At 63.8% G+C, this 15395-nt stretch carries 9 protein-coding genes; 4 read left to right on the top strand and 5 right to left on the bottom strand.

All coding sequences use genetic code 11. The features are described from left to right. Positions 1–70 precede the first annotated feature (70 nt). From KPL76_RS05415 to KPL76_RS05425, 3 genes are all read right to left on the bottom strand, one after another. Entirely contained in the window at positions 71–2104 is a 2034-nt protein-coding gene (locus KPL76_RS05415; protein ID WP_216335455.1) for an APC family permease, read from the bottom strand. A 42-nt stretch (positions 2105–2146) separates the two neighbouring features. After that, positions 2147–3352, bottom strand: coding sequence for a hypothetical protein (locus KPL76_RS05420; protein ID WP_216335456.1), 1206 nt, complete (start codon positions 3350–3352; stop codon positions 2147–2149). Positions 3353–3493: 141 nt separating this feature from the next. Further along, complete coding sequence (locus tag KPL76_RS05425) at positions 3494–6961, bottom strand: efflux RND transporter permease subunit (protein WP_216335457.1); 3468 nt, start codon at positions 6959–6961, stop codon at positions 3494–3496. Between the two features lie 256 nt (positions 6962–7217). On the opposite strand from KPL76_RS05425, the gene KPL76_RS05430 reads away from it, so the two are divergent. After that, complete coding sequence (locus KPL76_RS05430; RefSeq protein ID WP_216335458.1) at positions 7218–8171, top strand: aldo/keto reductase; 954 nt, start codon at positions 7218–7220, stop codon at positions 8169–8171. Positions 8172–8403: 232 nt separating this feature from the next. On the opposite strand, the gene KPL76_RS05435 is transcribed toward KPL76_RS05430, so the two are convergent. Beyond that, complete coding sequence (locus tag KPL76_RS05435; protein WP_216335459.1) at positions 8404–9381, bottom strand: sugar-binding transcriptional regulator; 978 nt, start codon at positions 9379–9381, stop codon at positions 8404–8406. Positions 9382–9611: 230 nt separating this feature from the next. On the opposite strand from KPL76_RS05435, the gene KPL76_RS05440 reads away from it, so the two are divergent. The 3 genes from KPL76_RS05440 to glpK all read left to right on the top strand — a co-directional run bounded on the left by KPL76_RS05440 (position 9612) and on the right by glpK (position 13912). Further along, positions 9612–11393, top strand: coding sequence for a glycerol-3-phosphate dehydrogenase/oxidase (locus tag KPL76_RS05440; protein ID WP_371733940.1), 1782 nt, complete (start codon positions 9612–9614; stop codon positions 11391–11393). 159 nt (positions 11394–11552) lie between these two features. Further along, positions 11553–12323 (top strand): MIP/aquaporin family protein, encoded by a 771-nt coding sequence (locus KPL76_RS05445; protein ID WP_216335460.1) that lies wholly within the window; start codon positions 11553–11555, stop codon positions 12321–12323. A gap of 71 nt (positions 12324–12394) precedes the next feature. Further along, positions 12395–13912, top strand: coding sequence for a glycerol kinase GlpK (gene glpK / locus KPL76_RS05450; RefSeq protein ID WP_216335461.1), 1518 nt, complete (start codon positions 12395–12397; stop codon positions 13910–13912). Positions 13913–14878: 966 nt separating this feature from the next. Here glpK and KPL76_RS05455 read toward each other — a convergent pair. After that, positions 14879–15376: a hypothetical protein gene (locus KPL76_RS05455; RefSeq protein ID WP_216335462.1), complete on the bottom strand. Its 498-nt coding sequence runs from the start codon at positions 15374–15376 to the stop codon at positions 14879–14881. Positions 15377–15395: the final 19 nt, after the last annotated feature.

Below are 15395 nucleotides of genomic sequence, written 5' to 3' on the forward strand. Positions count from 1 at the left end.
CCACCCGGATGAGTTGAATACGTTGAAATCTATCTGCGAGTTTAGCACGCGGCCTGTGACGAACTTCTTGTCACGGGTTGGGTTGCCTCGAGTCTGGTAGGTCGCTGGGTGTGTGCGCGCGAAACACCGGTCTCATGGGGTCGCCGCGGCGCTCCTGGCCGGGCAGCGGGCGAGAACGCCGCCCGTAGATCAGCTCCGTCGAGTCGAGCAGCCACGGCACCAGCGCGATGGTGACGCCGTGCACCAGCATCAGGCGGTTGCGCAGGCGGCGTGACTTGTGGTTGTGCAGCAGCGCCTCCCACCAGTGCCCGACGATGTACACCGGCGTGTACACGGTCACCACCTCGGAGCCGTGCTTCTCGCGCCGCTTCTTGATGTACGCCGTCAGCGGCTCTGCCACGTCTCGGTAAGGAGAGTCGATCACGCGCAACGGGATGGCGATGTTCTGGTCGACCCACGCCTTCTCGAGGCGCAGTGTCTGTTCGTCGTCGATCGAGATGTGTACCGCCTCGAGGGAGTCGTGTCGCGCAGCGATCGCGTAGTCGAGAGCCTTCAGCACCGGCTTCTGCATGCGGCCGACAAGCACGATGGCGTGGTCGCCCTTGGCGCCGAACGTCGTGATCGGGTCGACTTCGATCTCTCTGTCGACGTCGCGGTAGTAGCGGTTGATGCCGAGCATGAACATGTACAGCACAGGCATGATCACGAACACGAGCCACGCACCGTGGGTGAACTTCGTGATCGTCACGACGATCAGCACCACGCCGGTGAACAGCGCTCCGAACGAGTTGATGGTCAGGCTCCGGATGACCGCCCCACGATCGGGCGTACCGCTTCGCAGCAGCTTCACCCAGTGCACGATCATGCCGCTCTGGCCGAGCGTGAACGACACGAACACACCGATGATGTAGAGCTGGATCAGGTTGGTCAGGCTCGCCTGGTAGACCAGCAGGATTGCCGTTGCGGCAAGCGCCAGCAGGATCATTCCGTTCGAGAAGACCAGGCGGTCACCCCGCGTGAGCATGGCCTTGGGGGCATATGAGTCACCCGCGAGCACTGAGCCGAGCAGGGGGAAGCCGTTGAATGCCGTATTCGCGGCAAGCAGCAGCACGGCAGCGGTGGCGGCCTGGATCACGAAGAACATGATCGAGTTGTTGCCGAAGACCGACGATGCCACCTGGGCCATCAGCGAGCGCTGCGGAGTCGTTTCGCAGTTCGCGAACCCGATCAGCTCGCACCCGTTCTCGGCGTAGTGCACGCCCGAGATCAGCGCCAGAGCGGTGAGGCCGGCGAACAGGGTGATCGCGATGCCGCCCATGAGCACGAGTGTGCGTTGCGCATTCTGGATCTTTGGCCGGCGGAAGGCGGGAACGCCATTGGCGATCGCTTCGACACCGGTCAGGGCCGAGCATCCACTCGAGAAGGCGCGAAGCAGCAACAGGATGACCGCAACCTGGCCGAGACTCTCAGCGCGAACACCATAGTCGGCCGACTCTGCGACGGGGGGCGCGCCCAGGGCTGTGCGGCTCAGGCCGACAACGATCATCAGTAGAACACTGCCCACGAACACATAGGTGGGTATGGCGAATGCCTTGCTCGATTCGCGAACCCCGCGCAGGTTGACGGCGGCGAGCACGATCACGAAGAAGACGGCGAGTTCGACCCTGAACCCGTTCAGCTGCGGGATCGCCGAGATGATGTTGTCGACACCACTGGCGACTGACACCGCAACGGTCAGAACGTAGTCGACGAGCAGCGCAGAGGCGACGACCAGCCCGGCCTTCTCGCCGAGGTTCTTGTGGGCGACTTCGTAGTCGCCGCCGCCGGAGGGGTAGGCCTTCACGAGCTGGCGGTACGAGGCCACGACGACGACGAGCAGCAGGATGACCGCTGCCGCGACCCACGGAGCGAACGAGAAGAAGGCGAGCCCGCCGATGAGCAGGATCATCAGCAGTTCCTGCGGCGCATACGCGACGCTCGAGAGCGGGTCGCTGGCGAAGATGGGAAGTGCCAGGCGCTTCGGGAGCAGCTGCCCCTCGAGTTTGTGGCTAGGCAGCGGGTCGCCGATGATCCAGCGTTTCGCCGACTTGGGTTCGTTAGTCACGTGTGATGACACTACACCGGAATAATTGTTCGTCAAATCCGCTTAACGTCGCTGCTGTGAGGCTGCTGGACTCGTCTCTGTGCGCTGAACGTCGTCGTAGCTCGAACGCACAGCAAGCGCAGCACGGGCCTGCCTGACGAGCGGGTCGTAGAAGGCCGACCGGTAGGCAGCGCCGCTCGTTGCAGAGACCACGAAGTTCAGCGCCGATATCGAGCTCAGGATGATCGCGGTCTTCACCATCGCAACATCGAGCCCCAGCGGTAGCCCGAGAAGCACGATGACTTCGGGCGGGCGGCCGAGCCACGAGGAGAGGGTCGCCGGTGGCAGGGCGAGTTCGCCGAGAATGACCAGGAAGGCGCCCACGAGTACGGCGACGACTATCATCTGGATGCCCTGCGCCAGCACCATGATGGCGACCACGTTGAGTCTTTCGAGGTGGCCCAGTGGCGGGCCCGGTGCCGTGTCGCGGCCTGGAATGCGGCCGGCTTTCGCCCGGCTGAGAAGCGCGGAGCGCTCATCCGGGTCGATCTGCTCGTCGAGGCCGATCATCTCCGATCGGATGATCGGCGTTATGAAGATGAGTCCCAGTGTGCAGAAGAAGGCGACGATGCCGACGACTCGGAGAACCGAGAGTGCGCCGGTGACCTCCCAGAGCGCTTTGGCGAAGAACGCGAAGACGACCACCAGCATCAGTAGGGGTACGGCCTTCGTCACGATCTGCCCGAGTGCCCGGAGTTGGTGGAACGAACTTCGGATCGCCCAGCTCAGCACCGACCCGACTCCCGCCCAGGTGACTAGTAGACCCGCGGCGACCATCAGAAGGCGAACGACCACGCCCCCGGACGAGAAGAGGTCGTCACCGTTCTGTCGGGACAACCACGGAGCGCCCGCGACATAGCCGGCGATCAGCAGCGATCCGGTGTACCAAGCGCTGCGCGGGAAGCGTCGCATCAGTGCGGAACCCAGGAGCCACGCTGTCACTGGTGCTGCTGTTGTGAAGACAAGGGCGACCGCGGTGCAGAACACCAGGAGGACGCCCTGCAGTGGCGAGACCTCGACCACTGTGACCCTGCTCGTGTTCAGCAGTGCCGCGACCAGGTCCAGGCAGATCAGAAGTGCGACAAACGGGATGGTCCGCGGCACGAGGAGCGTACCCCGGCGCCGACCGGGAACGAAGTAGGGGAGACCGTGGTGGCGCAGCCAGATCTCTGTCGTGCGCGTTGCGTGGTTGCGCGCATCGTCGAACATGATGGTTACTCAGTTTAGTGCATTGATCTGCTCGCTGACGAGCAACCCGCCACGCTCAACCGAAACGGAGCGGCGCTTCTGTGAACGGCTTGGAGACGGGCCGACGAGTTACTCCCGTGCCGCGCGAGCGTCTCCGACGCCTCACTCCGTTGCGTGTGCCTCACCGTCGGTGTTCATCCTCTGCCCAGCGGTCGGGCCGGAGGTCAGCGCGAGCACCGGCCCAGGGCGGCGTGCGGGAGCAGCCGCTTCTGCCTGCGCGTCGGCGAACTTCTGATCGCGCCTGGTGCGCCGGCGCTCGCGGCCGCCCTCGACGATGTTGTAGAGAACCGGCAGAACGATCAGCGTCAGGATCGTCGAGGAGATCAGTCCGCCGATCACGACGATCGCCAAGGTTTGCGAGATGAACCCGCCGTGCCCGGTAAGGCCGATCGCCATGGGGATGAGGGCGAAAATCGTGGCCAGCGCCGTCATCAGAATGGGCCGGAGCCTGCGAGACGCACCCTGAACGAGCGCTTCGCGCACGGGCAACCCGCGCGTTCGATACTGGTTCACGAGGTCGACGAGCACGATGGCGTTCGTCACGACGATACCGATGAGCATCAGCACGCCGATGATCGATGGCACGCCGAGGGGAATGCCCGAAATCACCTGCAGTGCGATTGCGCCTGTGGCCGCGAACGGCACGGAGACGAGCAGCAACAGCGGCTGCAGCAGGCTCTTGAACGTCGCGACCATCACGACGTAGACGATCAGGATCGCGACCAGGAGCGCGATACCGAGTTGGCTGAACGCGTCGCTCTGGCTGGCTGTCGCGCCGCCGAGGCTGGCGGAAGCGCCCGCGGGGAGCGTCGTGTCTGCGACAGCCTTCGATACCTCGGCGCTCGCCGAGCCGAGGTTGTCGCTCGCCGGAGTCGCCGTGATGGTCGCCGTGCGCAGCCCCTTGCTGGTGGTGATGGTGTCTGGCCCGTTCGTCTGGGCGACCGTGGCGAGGGAGTCCAGGCGAACCGGGCCCGCAGCAGTGGGGATCTGAAGGGCGGCGAGCTCGGCCTGCGTCGTCGGCGTGGAGTCGCTGGCGATGTAGATCGTGTACTGGTGGTTCTCGATCACGATCGTGCCCACCGTCTGCGGCTGCATCGCATTCGAGACCAGCGTGCCGACGTCGACTTCACTGAGCCCTGCCTCTGTCGCCTTTGTCCGGTCGATCGCGATGGCGATGTACGGCCTCGTGGCGGCGAGGTTGCTCGAGCTCTGGGTGATGGAGCCGAGCTTCGAAACCGAGGCGAGCAGGGCATCCGATGCCGTCTGCAGGTCGGCCTGGTTTGAGGCGGTGACGTCGACGGTGATGTCCGACGAGGCACCGAATCCGCTCGACGCTGCCACAGTGATCTGGCCCACGTCGGGGATCGCGTTGACGTTGGTTCGCACTGTCGCCTGGAGGTCGTCCTGGTTCACGTTCGGGTCAGTAGTGATCGAGTACGTGATCGAATTCGCTCCGCCGCCCGCGAAGGCGTCGCGCAGTGTGCTGCCGCTCGAGCCGATCGAGACCTGGATGGTCTGGATGCCCGCCACGCCCTTGAGCGCAGCCTCGACCTTCTGGGCCGATGCATCCTGGGTCTGAAGGCTTGACCCGACGGGAACAGTCTGGGTGATGGTCAGTGTGTTCTGGCCGCTGGAGCCGAGGAAGTTCGTCTTCATGAACGGTAAGAGCGCGATCGTGCCGCCCAAGATGAGCACCGCGACGACAAGGGTCGCGACGGAGTGCTTGAGGGTCCACGCGATCAGGGGCAGGTACCTGCGCTGCAGCGCGGTGGGCACTTCGTCTTCGATGACGTTCGAGGCTCGGCGAGAGCGGCGTCCCGGCAGCGCGGCACCGGCAACGGCGAGGGTTTCACGAACGGGGCGACCAGCCACCGTATCGACGGGATCTCCGGGAGAGCCGGAAACGGTAGCGCCGGCTCGTTCAGTGCTTAGCGAGCTAGCAGCCGAAGCGCTGAGCTCAGCCTGGGTAGCCACTGAACCGGTGGCCTGCGGCGCGGCCTTCGGTGCCTTGACCTTCTTGGGTTTGCGGGAGCTGCCGAGGAACCAGTACGCGAGCACGGGCACAATTGTCAGTGCCACGAACAGGGAGGCGAGCAGCGCGATCGTCACCGTGAGGGCGAACGGGCGGAACAGTTCGCCGGTCGTTCCCTGCACGAACGAGATGGGGAGGAAGACCGCAACGGTCGTGATGGTCGAGGCGGTGATCGCCGTGGCGACCTCGCGCACGGCCTCGATGATGACCTCACTGCGCCGTGCGCCGTTGATCGGCCCACTTGCTTCGGCCGAGGTCAGGTGTCTCTTGATGTTCTCGATGACCACGATCGAGTCGTCGACCACCCGACCGATGGCGATCGTCAGTGCGCCGAGGGTCAGGATGTTCAGCGAGTAGTTGGCCGCCTGCAGGCCGATGAACGTGATGAGCACTGAGGTGGGTATCGAGATTGCCGTGACGATGGTCGACCGCACTGACATGAGGAAGATCAGAATGATCACGACCGCGAAGAACAGCCCGAGCAGACCCTCCGTTGCCAGGGATTCAATGGACTGCTGGATGAACGGTGCCTGGTCGAACACCACCGTGAAGGTGGCCCCCGGAATGGCCGACTGCAACGAGGGCAGCAGGTTCCGAACGCCCTTGGAGACGTCGACGGTGTTGGCGGCGGGGAGCTTCGTGACCGCGATGGTCAGCGCCGGCTCGCCGTTCACCCGTGAGATCGAGGTGACAGGGTTGGAGACGAGTTCGACGGTCGCGACGTCTCCGATGGTGACAATGGGCGCACCGGCCGTGGCGGCGGCAGCAGCGGCGCTCGCCGAGCCGGCCGAGCCAACGGTGGCCGCGGGCACGGGCAGCGCCTGGATGTCGGCGACGGTGGTGAGCTTCGAGCCCGCCTGCACAGATAGAGTCTTGCCGTCTTCGGTGAGCGACCCGGCAGGGATGAGTTGGCCGTTGGTGCCGATCGCTGTCTTGATCGACGACGTGGTGAGCCCGTGGGCGGCGAGCTTCGCCGGGTCGGGCGTGATCGTGACGCGTTTGCCGACGTCGCCGACGAGTTGTGCCGCACGAACACCTGCCACCTGCTCGATGTCGGTGAGGGTGCTGGCGTTGACCTGTGCCGCGAGCGTCTCGGTGTCGCCGCCGGTGACCGCAACCTGAATGACCGGCAGATCGCCGATGCTGCCGCTCAGCACCTGCGGGTCGAGGCCGTCGGGCAGGGTCGACTTGATGCGGCTGATCGCCTGGTTCATCTTCTGCTCGGCGCTGGCCAGGTTGGTGCCGTAGACGAAGGTCGCGTTGATGATCGACAGGTTCGTGCTCGAGGTCGCCGACGTGGTGTCGATTCCCTCGACGCCCTGCACCGCCTTCTCGATGGGCGTGCTGAGGTCGTCATTGACCACTTCGGGCGAAGCGCCGGGGTAGTTGGTGATGACTACGAGCTGCGGGAACTCGATCGAGGGGATGAGCTCCTGCTTGAGACTGGTGAGTGCCAGGCCGCCGAACACCGCCACGACGATGGTGATGAGGGCGATGAGCGCCCTGTTCTTCATGCTCAAGACGGCGAGAAAATGCACGATGCTCTTTCGTGACGAGCAGCGCTCACGACCATCGGTGCGACCGGTGGCCTGCTGGATGTGAGAGCCGCAGGGAGAATGCTGGGGGGCTTGCTGCGGTGCTGGGAAAAGCTGTGTACGAAAAGTGTCTCACCTTCGCGGCGCCAACCGCTGACAGGGGGCTGATGGTCGGTAATTCGGGCGTAGCGTTGGAGGTGGAGACGCCGTGAGCCGGCGAGTTCCGGCCCACACCACCGTCTTGTGAAAGGACGCGACCATGACCCGCATCGGCACCAGTGACCTCAATGTCTTCCCTCTTGCCCTCGGAGGAAACGTCTTCGGATGGACGGCCGACGCCGCCACCTCGTTCGACATCCTCGACGCCTACGCTGCAGGCGGCGGCAACTTCATCGACACGGCCGATTCCTACTCGGCGTGGGTGCCGGGCAACAGCGGTGGTGAGGCGGAGACGATCATCGGCGAGTGGATGACCGCCAGAGGCAACCACGACCAGATCGTCGTCGCAACCAAGGTGAGCCAGCACCCCGACTTTCCGGGATTGAAGGCCGCGAACATCCGTGCCGCAGCCCACGCGTCACTGGGTCGGCTCGGTGTCGACACCATCGACCTCTACTTCGCACACTTCGACGACGCTGACACTCCCCTCGAGGAGTCGGCTGAGGCATTCGACGCCCTGGTGAAGGAGGGTTCCGTGCGCTACATCGCCCTCTCGAACTACACCGCCGAGCGCGTCCAGGAGTGGCTCGACATCGCCGACGCGAACGGATTCGTACGGCCGGTCGCGCTGCAGCCGCACTACAACCTCGTGCACCGCAACACCTTCGAAGACACCCTGGCCCCGCTGGCCGAGCGGGAGAGCCTGGGTGTTGTTCCCTATTACTCCCTCGCGAGTGGGTTTCTCACCGGCAAGTACCGCTCACCCGAAGATGCAACCGGGCCGGGCCTGAGCCCCCGCGCCGGCGGGGCGGCGAAGTTCGCTGTGCCGGCCGGGCTTGCCATCATCGACGAGCTCGAGAAGATCGGCGAAGCACACGGTGCCAGCATCACCACGACGGCCCTCGCGTGGCTGCTGGCGAAGCAGACGGTCGTGGCCGCGATTGCCAGCGCGAGCACCCCCGCGCAGGTGCCAGACCTTCTGGCCGTCGCATCCGTCACGCTCACCCCCGACGAGGTCGCCACCCTAGACGCCGTCTCCGCCTGGAAGCCCTGACCCTCCACCGTCGGCTGGTTGAGTACGACGAAGGCCGAGTCGGAACCGGTTCAGCTCGTGTTTCGACCCGCGACTGCGTCACCACCCAAAGAGATCGGTGGAAAGCGGCGGCGTGTACGTCGCTTTCCACGTTCCCGGGGATCAACGAGGCTCGCGCACCGTTCTCCCGGTTGCTCGCCGCAGAGGCGGCGGCGAGCCGATCAATACAGCTATCGACGAGGCGACGGTGCGCTCACTCCTCCAGGAGTGTGTGCACCGTAGCCTCGTCGACGATCAGGTCGGTGATGAGGTGGGCCGCCAGGGCGCCACGCAGGGCGGGCATCCGCGACTTGCCTGACACCACGCAAACGCGCCGCGACACCTTCGCCAACTGGTCCAGGGGCGGGCCGCTCGATCGCGCGTTCATCGGCACGTCGGCAGACGAGCCATCGGCCCGGTAGAACACCGTCGCGACGTCGCCGATGACGTGCGAGGCGCGCAGACTCTGAAAGTCGCTCTCGTCGAGATACCCACTGGTGTAGACATGGCCCGGCACCTCGGAGTTCGGGGTCCCGAGGCCGAAGAGTGCAACATCCATTCGCTTCTGAATGTCGAGAACGCGACGGATGCTGCGCTCACGCCAGAGCACCTGTTTGGTCGCAGGGTCGTCGAAGAACGCCGGCACAGGGAACTGCTGCACGTAGGCGCCATAGGCCGTGCCGAAGCGGCTCATGATCTCGCTGGCATACACGATGCCCGTCGTGCGGGTGTTTGCCGCACCGTTCAGCTGCACGATCTGCGAGTTGTGCGTGACTTTGGTCTGCAGGTGTCGGCTGACGGCGCTCATCGTGCTGCCCCAGGCGATACCCATGGTCATGTTCGAGTCGAAGAACTGGTTGAGGATGCGCGCGGCCGACATTGCGACCCGTTCCAGGCGGTCGACCTCGCTTGCCGAGTCGGGCACTGGTACGACGTGAACCGTGACGTGGTGCTTCTCCTGCACGCGCTGCAGGGCAGTCGAGACGCGCTCGGCCGGCGTCTTCACCTGGATCTCAACCAGGCCCGCTTCACGGGCGTAGCTGATCAGGCGCGAGACGGATGATCGTGAGGTGTGCAGCTCGCTGGCGATCGCCTCCATCGTCAGATCCTGCATGTAGTAGAGGTGGGCCGCACGGAGCGCATCCCTCATGCGCTCATTGGCGACCGGATGCTCGGCTACGGGTGCCTTCATAACACGCCGCCCTTCTTGTCATCTGAGTTTCGTGGTTCCCGGCCGCAGGCTCCGGAAAGCTTCGACCGGGGGGCGCATTCTGTGACGCAACGGTGCGTACTGAGCTATTGAACACACACTCTGCACGTATGTGCAAGTAGCTTGACCAAACGTGTCGAAGTTCCCAGTATGGAATCAGTCACGCGGATTGCACGGGTGCAACCTGGGACCTACACGAAGGCGAGTACACAGTGACTGACAACAACGCGAGTGACAACTCATCGGCACATTCTCCGGCCCCTGCTCTGCGCAGCGACGTGCAGGCGATCATCGATCGACCCTCGACGCAGGTGCTGATCATCGGCGGCGGCATCAACGGCGTCGGCACCTTCCGTGACCTGGCCCTGCAAGGCGTTGACGTCATACTCATCGAGCGAAGCGACTTCGTCTCGGGGGCATCGGCGGCCTCGAGCCACATGATCCACGGTGGCGTGCGCTATCTCGAGAACGGCGAATTCCGCCTGGTTCGCGAGTCCGTGCAGGAACGCAACCGGCTCATGCGCCTCGCACCCCACTACGTGAAACCGCTGCCCACGACCATCCCGATCTTCTCGACGTTCTCGGGGATTCTCTCTGCACCGCTGCGACTGCTCACGCACAAGCAGGGTGGAAAAGCTAAAGAGCGCGGCGCACTTCTGATCAAGGTCGGCCTGACTGGCTACGACTCCTTCTCGCGCGACGGAGGCTCTGTGCCCCGCCACGAGTTCAAGGGTCACAAGAAGTCGATGCAGAAGTTCCCGAAACTGCGTGACTCGGTCAAGTACACCGCCCGCTATTTCGATGCTGCCGTGGAGAACCCTGAGCGGCTCGCACTCGACATCATCGGCGACGGTCGAGCCGCTGCAACAGGCGGTACTGCACAGGCTCGCAGCGTGAACTACGTCGAGGCGATCGGTGACTCCGAAGGCGGCGTGCTTATTCGCGACACCGTCAGCGGCCGCGAATTCAGCGTGAACGCCGACGTCATCGTCAACACCTCCGGCCCCTGGACCGACCTGACGAACAAGGCCCTGGGCAAGGCGACCTCGTACATGGGCGGAACAAAGGGCTCGCACATCGTGCTCGACAACCCCGAGCTCTACACGGCCTGCGCAGGCGGTGAGATCTTCTTCGAGAACAATGACGGCCGCATCGTGCTGATCTACCCGCTCAACGGTCGCGTTCTGGTCGGCACCACCGATATCGACGCAGACCCCAGCGAGCCGAGTGTCTGCACGGAAGAAGAAGTCGACTACTTCTTTGAACTGGTTTCGCACGTTTTCCCAACCATTCCGGTCGACCGTTCGCAGATCGTCTTCCGGTATTCGGGCATCCGCCCACTGCCGAAGCATGACGACACGGCACCAGGCTTCGTCTCCCGCGATTACCGCATCGAGCAGACCGTCTTCGCCGGCGACAAGAAGACACCGGTGCTCAGTCTCGTCGGCGGAAAATGGACGACCTGGCGGGCACTCAGCGAACACCTCACGAACGAGGCTCTCGCGCTGCTGAAGAAGTCACGCACCGTGAGCACCGAAGACCTGAAGATCGGTGGCGGGGTCGGCTTCCCGGCTACGCCCGCCGCAACGAAGGCCTGGATCGCGGAGCATTCCGCCGGGCTCAGCCCGGAGCGTACGGCCCAGCTGCTGAAGCGTTACGGAACCAAGGCATCGGCTGTGATCGCGCACATCGCGGAACACCCTGACGACGCCCCTCTGACCTCCCTGCCGGAGTACACCACGGCAGAGATCGACTACCTCGTGCAAGCGGAGTACGTCGTTCACCTCACCGATGTGGTGCTGCGCAGAACAATCGTGGCATTCGTCGGTGGCCTGACTCAGCCCGTCTTCGACGAACTGAGTGCGTTGATCGGCAAGCAGCTCGGGTGGTCGGCAAGCCAGCTGGCCTCTGAGCGCTCGCTCGCGGTGGAGAACCTCGTGTTCTTCCACGGGCTCAGCCTGACGGCCCCGGCCGTCGTGCCTGCCCAGTTGTAATGGGTTCGCCAAGCTGAAAGAAACCTGCACGGATGTGCACCAGAACGCCTTGTTGACGGGGCGCGAGCAGGACTAGGTTTCATTCTGGTTCCGCACGTGAAACGTGCAAACGAGGTTCATCAATAACCGCAGCATCGGTGCTGCAAAAGGAAGGTCAACGTGGACGGTTTAGGTATTGATTTCGTTTCGGAGCTGGTGGGCACGGCCCTGCTTGTGCTCCTTGGTACTGGAGTCGTGGCGAACGTAGCCCTGACCAAGAACAAGGGCTTCAACGGCGGCTTCCTCATGGTGAACATCGGCTGGGGCCTCGCGGTCTTCGCGGGTGTCATCGTCTCGTATGCCTCAGGTGCGCACCTGAACCCGGCCGTGACACTCGGGCTCTGGGCATCCGGCGCCAAAGAGTTCGGCCAGGGTGTTCCTGTCGACTTCCTGTCGATCATCACGTACATCGGAGCGCAGTTGCTCGGTGCCATCATCGGTGCCGTCTTCACCTGGCTTGCCTACAAGCAGCACTTCGACGAGGAGCCAGAACCGGCCAACAAGCTCGGTGTCTTCTCGACGGGCCCCGCGATCCGCTCCTACGGCTGGAACGTCATCACGGAGATCATCGGCACCTTCGTGCTGGTCTTCGTTGTCATCGGCTTCGGTCGCCAGCCTGCCGGCGGCGGACTCGCAGCTCTTGGAGCTCTCCCCGTAGCCCTGCTGGTCATCGGTATCGGCGCCTCCCTCGGTGGCCCGACCGGCTACGCCATCAACCCTGCTCGTGACCTCGGCCCGCGCATAGCGCACGCCCTGCTGCCCATCAAGGGCAAGGGTGGCTCTGACTGGTCGTACTCCTGGGTGCCGGTTGTCGGCCCGATCATCGGTGGTGTGATTGCCGGTCTCGTATCGAGCCCGCTGCTGCCGTTGCTGCCGGGCTTCCCGAAATAGCCGGTATCGCCGCCTCACAGCGGCCACACGCACTACCCCGCTTCATGAACTGACAAAGGAGTTTCACAACAATGAGCGAGCAATACGTCATCGCGATCGACCAGGGAACCACGAGTTCGAGGGCGATCATCTTCACCCACGAAGGCACGATCGTCAGCACCGGCCAGAAGGAGCACGAGCAGATCTTCCCGAAGGCGGGCTGGGTCGAGCACAACCCGATCGAGATCTGGGACAACGTTCGAGAGGTCATCGGCCAGGCGCTCTCCAAAGCCAACCTGACGCGTCACGACATCGCGGCGATCGGAATCACCAACCAGCGTGAGACCGCTGTCGTCTGGAACAAGAAGACCGGCCTGCCGGTCTACAACGCGATCGTCTGGCAGGACACCCGCACGCAGCCGATCGTCGACCGCCTCGCGGCCGACGGCGGTGTTGAGCGTTTCAAGAAGACGGTCGGCCTCCCGCTGGCGACCTACTTCTCGGGCACCAAGATCGTCTGGATCCTCGAGAACGTCGACGGGGCACGCGAAGCTGCAGACGCCGGCGACCTCCTCTTCGGCACCACCGACAGCTGGGTTCTCTGGAACCTGACCGGCGGAGTCGACGGCGGCGTTCACGCGACCGACGTCACCAACGCCTCGCGCACCCTGTTCATGGACCTCGAGACGCTGCAGTGGCGCGACGACATCCTTGAAGCATTCAACGTGCCGAAGTCGATGCTGCCAGAGATCAAGTCGTCGTCAGAGGTCTACGGCGTCGCCAGTGACAACAGTCTGCTTCGCGAGGTGCCTGTTGCGGGCATCCTCGGTGACCAGCAGGCTGCGACCTTCGGCCAGGCGGCGTTCGACGCCGGCGAGTCGAAGAACACCTACGGCACCGGTAACTTCTTGATCTTCAACACCGACACCGAGATCGTGCACTCCAAGAACGGTCTGCTCACCACGCTCGGTTACAAGCTCGGCGACGCGCCGGCGCACTACGCGCTCGAGGGTTCGATCGCTGTGACCGGTTCGCTCATCCAGTGGCTGCGCGACAACCTCGGCATCATCTCCTCTGCCGCTGAGGTCGAAGACCTGGCCAAGACGGTCGACGACAACGGTGGCGCGTACTTCGTGCCGGCGTTCTCGGGTCTGTTCGCGCCGTACTGGCGATCGGATGCCCGTGGTGCTCTCGTCGGTCTGACCCGGTATGTCAACAAGGGTCACATCGCTCGTGCAGCACTCGAGGCGACCGCCTTCCAGACCCGCGAGGTGCTGGATGCGGTCAACGCCGACTCCGGTGTGGACCTGACCGAGCTCAAGGTCGACGGCGGCATGATCGCCAACAACCTGCTCATGCAGTTCCAGGCGGACATCCTCGGTGTGCCGGTCGTTCGTCCGGTTGTTGCTGAGACCACCGCACTGGGTGCGGCATACGCAGCAGGCCTCGCGGTCGGCTACTGGGCCAACCTCGACGACCTGCGCGCCAACTGGCAGGAAGACAGCCGCTGGACTCCGAACATGGATTCCGCCGAGCGCGACCGCCAGATGCGCAACTGGAAGAAGGCCGTCACGAAGACCCTCGACTGGGTTGACGCCGACACCGAATAAATTCGCCATCAGCGCCAACCCCGTGGGGCTGTGCTGATAGTGAGCCGCCGAGGCGGCTCAGGTGCCGACACCGAATGAATTCGCCATCAGCGCCAACCCCCTGGGGCTGTGCTGATAGTGAGCCGCCGAGGCGGCTCAGGTGCCGACACCGAATAAAGTCGGCACACCGGAGTAATCAGAGTGCAGACAAAGAGGCGGGCATCCATCCGGGTGCCCGCCTCTTTCCAATTCCAGATCCCGGTCGACGTATGCTTCACGGCGGTCCCGGGCAGGCGGTCATGACTGCCTCTTCGTGATCTGTTCCCATCGGGGCGTCGCCGAAACTCGGGTACCAGTCCTGGTCCGGCCACCTCTTGACGAAGTCTTCGCGTGACGGTGGAGGAGGATTGTCGAACCCGTTCGCCGTGTCGCACGGAGCAAGGAATCTCGTCAGGTAGTCGTAGAGGTAACCCAGCTGGTCTCTGGTTGGCGGAGCACTGGGTTGCGTGCGAAAACGACTCTCACAAGAGAATGCTGAGACTGCTTGGGCAGGGGTGATGGGGCTAGCGCCAAGTGCGACTTGATCGCCTGCCTTGTTTGTCGCGGTCTCGACGGGGACATCATTCGCGCGGTAGCACCGCTCGCGTTCATCCGAGGCAACCTGGTCCGTCAGATAGCTGTCGAATGAGTCCGGTGGACGCACCACGCTGGGATAAGTTCCGGCAACCCTTTGCCATGCCGCGTCCTGTTCCGCCTTCCGAATGGCCTCTATTTCATTGCTTGAGAGAGTGGCTGGGGCGGGAGACGGCCCAAAATCAGGCATGGGATACGAAGTGGCTGACGCCATCGAAGTCGACGCAGCGCCTGATGAACGCTGAGTTTGTGCCGGGCTCGAAGCGCTTTCGAAGGTGCAGCTGGCGAGGAACAGCAGGCCACTGGCCACGACCAGGATCGCAGCTGACCGAGGGAAACGACGGCCGACAATATTCACCGGCAATTGTGAAAATCTCGTGCGATACCCGTCGAGTCGCCCGCACGTGCTGGATTGAGAACATCGTGGTTCCAGCCGTGATCCGGATCGAGGAAGTGCTCTGCGACCCAGGGAATTGTGGGCCACTGACCGATCATAGAGAGCGCAACCTCTGATCGGGCTTTCTCGCCGGACTGTTGGGCCATCAGGTACTCGCCTTCCCATGAGCAGAGCCAACTCAGATTCGCCTCGTTCTCCGCAACGCCGGGCTCGGCGAACGCTTCGCCCAAGTCGGGGGCCTTCGACGGGTCGGAACCTGTTTCTGACGATGGAAACGCGAATGGCAAGCGGTCAAGAGCGGCAGCGTATTCGGCGTCGAACTCGCTCTGGCTTGTGACCAGATCGGGTTGCGTTCCCACTTGGCCGGCTTGTGCGGCAGTTGAGATCCACGCGGAGGCCATAGCCAGTGCAATCACTCCACCCGTAACGGCACCGACCTTGGTTCTGTTCTTCATTGTTCGATCTCCCTCAGTG

This window comes from Subtercola sp. PAMC28395 (assembly GCF_018889995.1).
In the GTDB taxonomy this organism is placed as follows: domain Bacteria; phylum Actinomycetota; class Actinomycetes; order Actinomycetales; family Microbacteriaceae; genus Subtercola.

Excerpts from the sequence above, each read along its gene's own strand:
- KPL76_RS05420 (WP_216335456.1), bottom strand. The coding sequence starts at position 3,352 with ATGTTCGACGATGCGCGCAACCACGCAACGCGCACGACAGAGATCTGG.
- glpK (WP_216335461.1), top strand. The coding sequence starts at position 12,395 with ATGAGCGAGCAATACGTCATCGCGATCGACCAGGGAACCACGAGTTCG.
- KPL76_RS05455 (WP_216335462.1), bottom strand. The coding sequence starts at position 15,376 with ATGAAGAACAGAACCAAGGTCGGTGCCGTTACGGGTGGAGTGATTGCA.
- KPL76_RS05430 (WP_216335458.1), top strand. The coding sequence starts at position 7,218 with ATGACCCGCATCGGCACCAGTGACCTCAATGTCTTCCCTCTTGCCCTC.
- KPL76_RS05435 (WP_216335459.1), bottom strand. The coding sequence starts at position 9,381 with ATGAAGGCACCCGTAGCCGAGCATCCGGTCGCCAATGAGCGCATGAGG.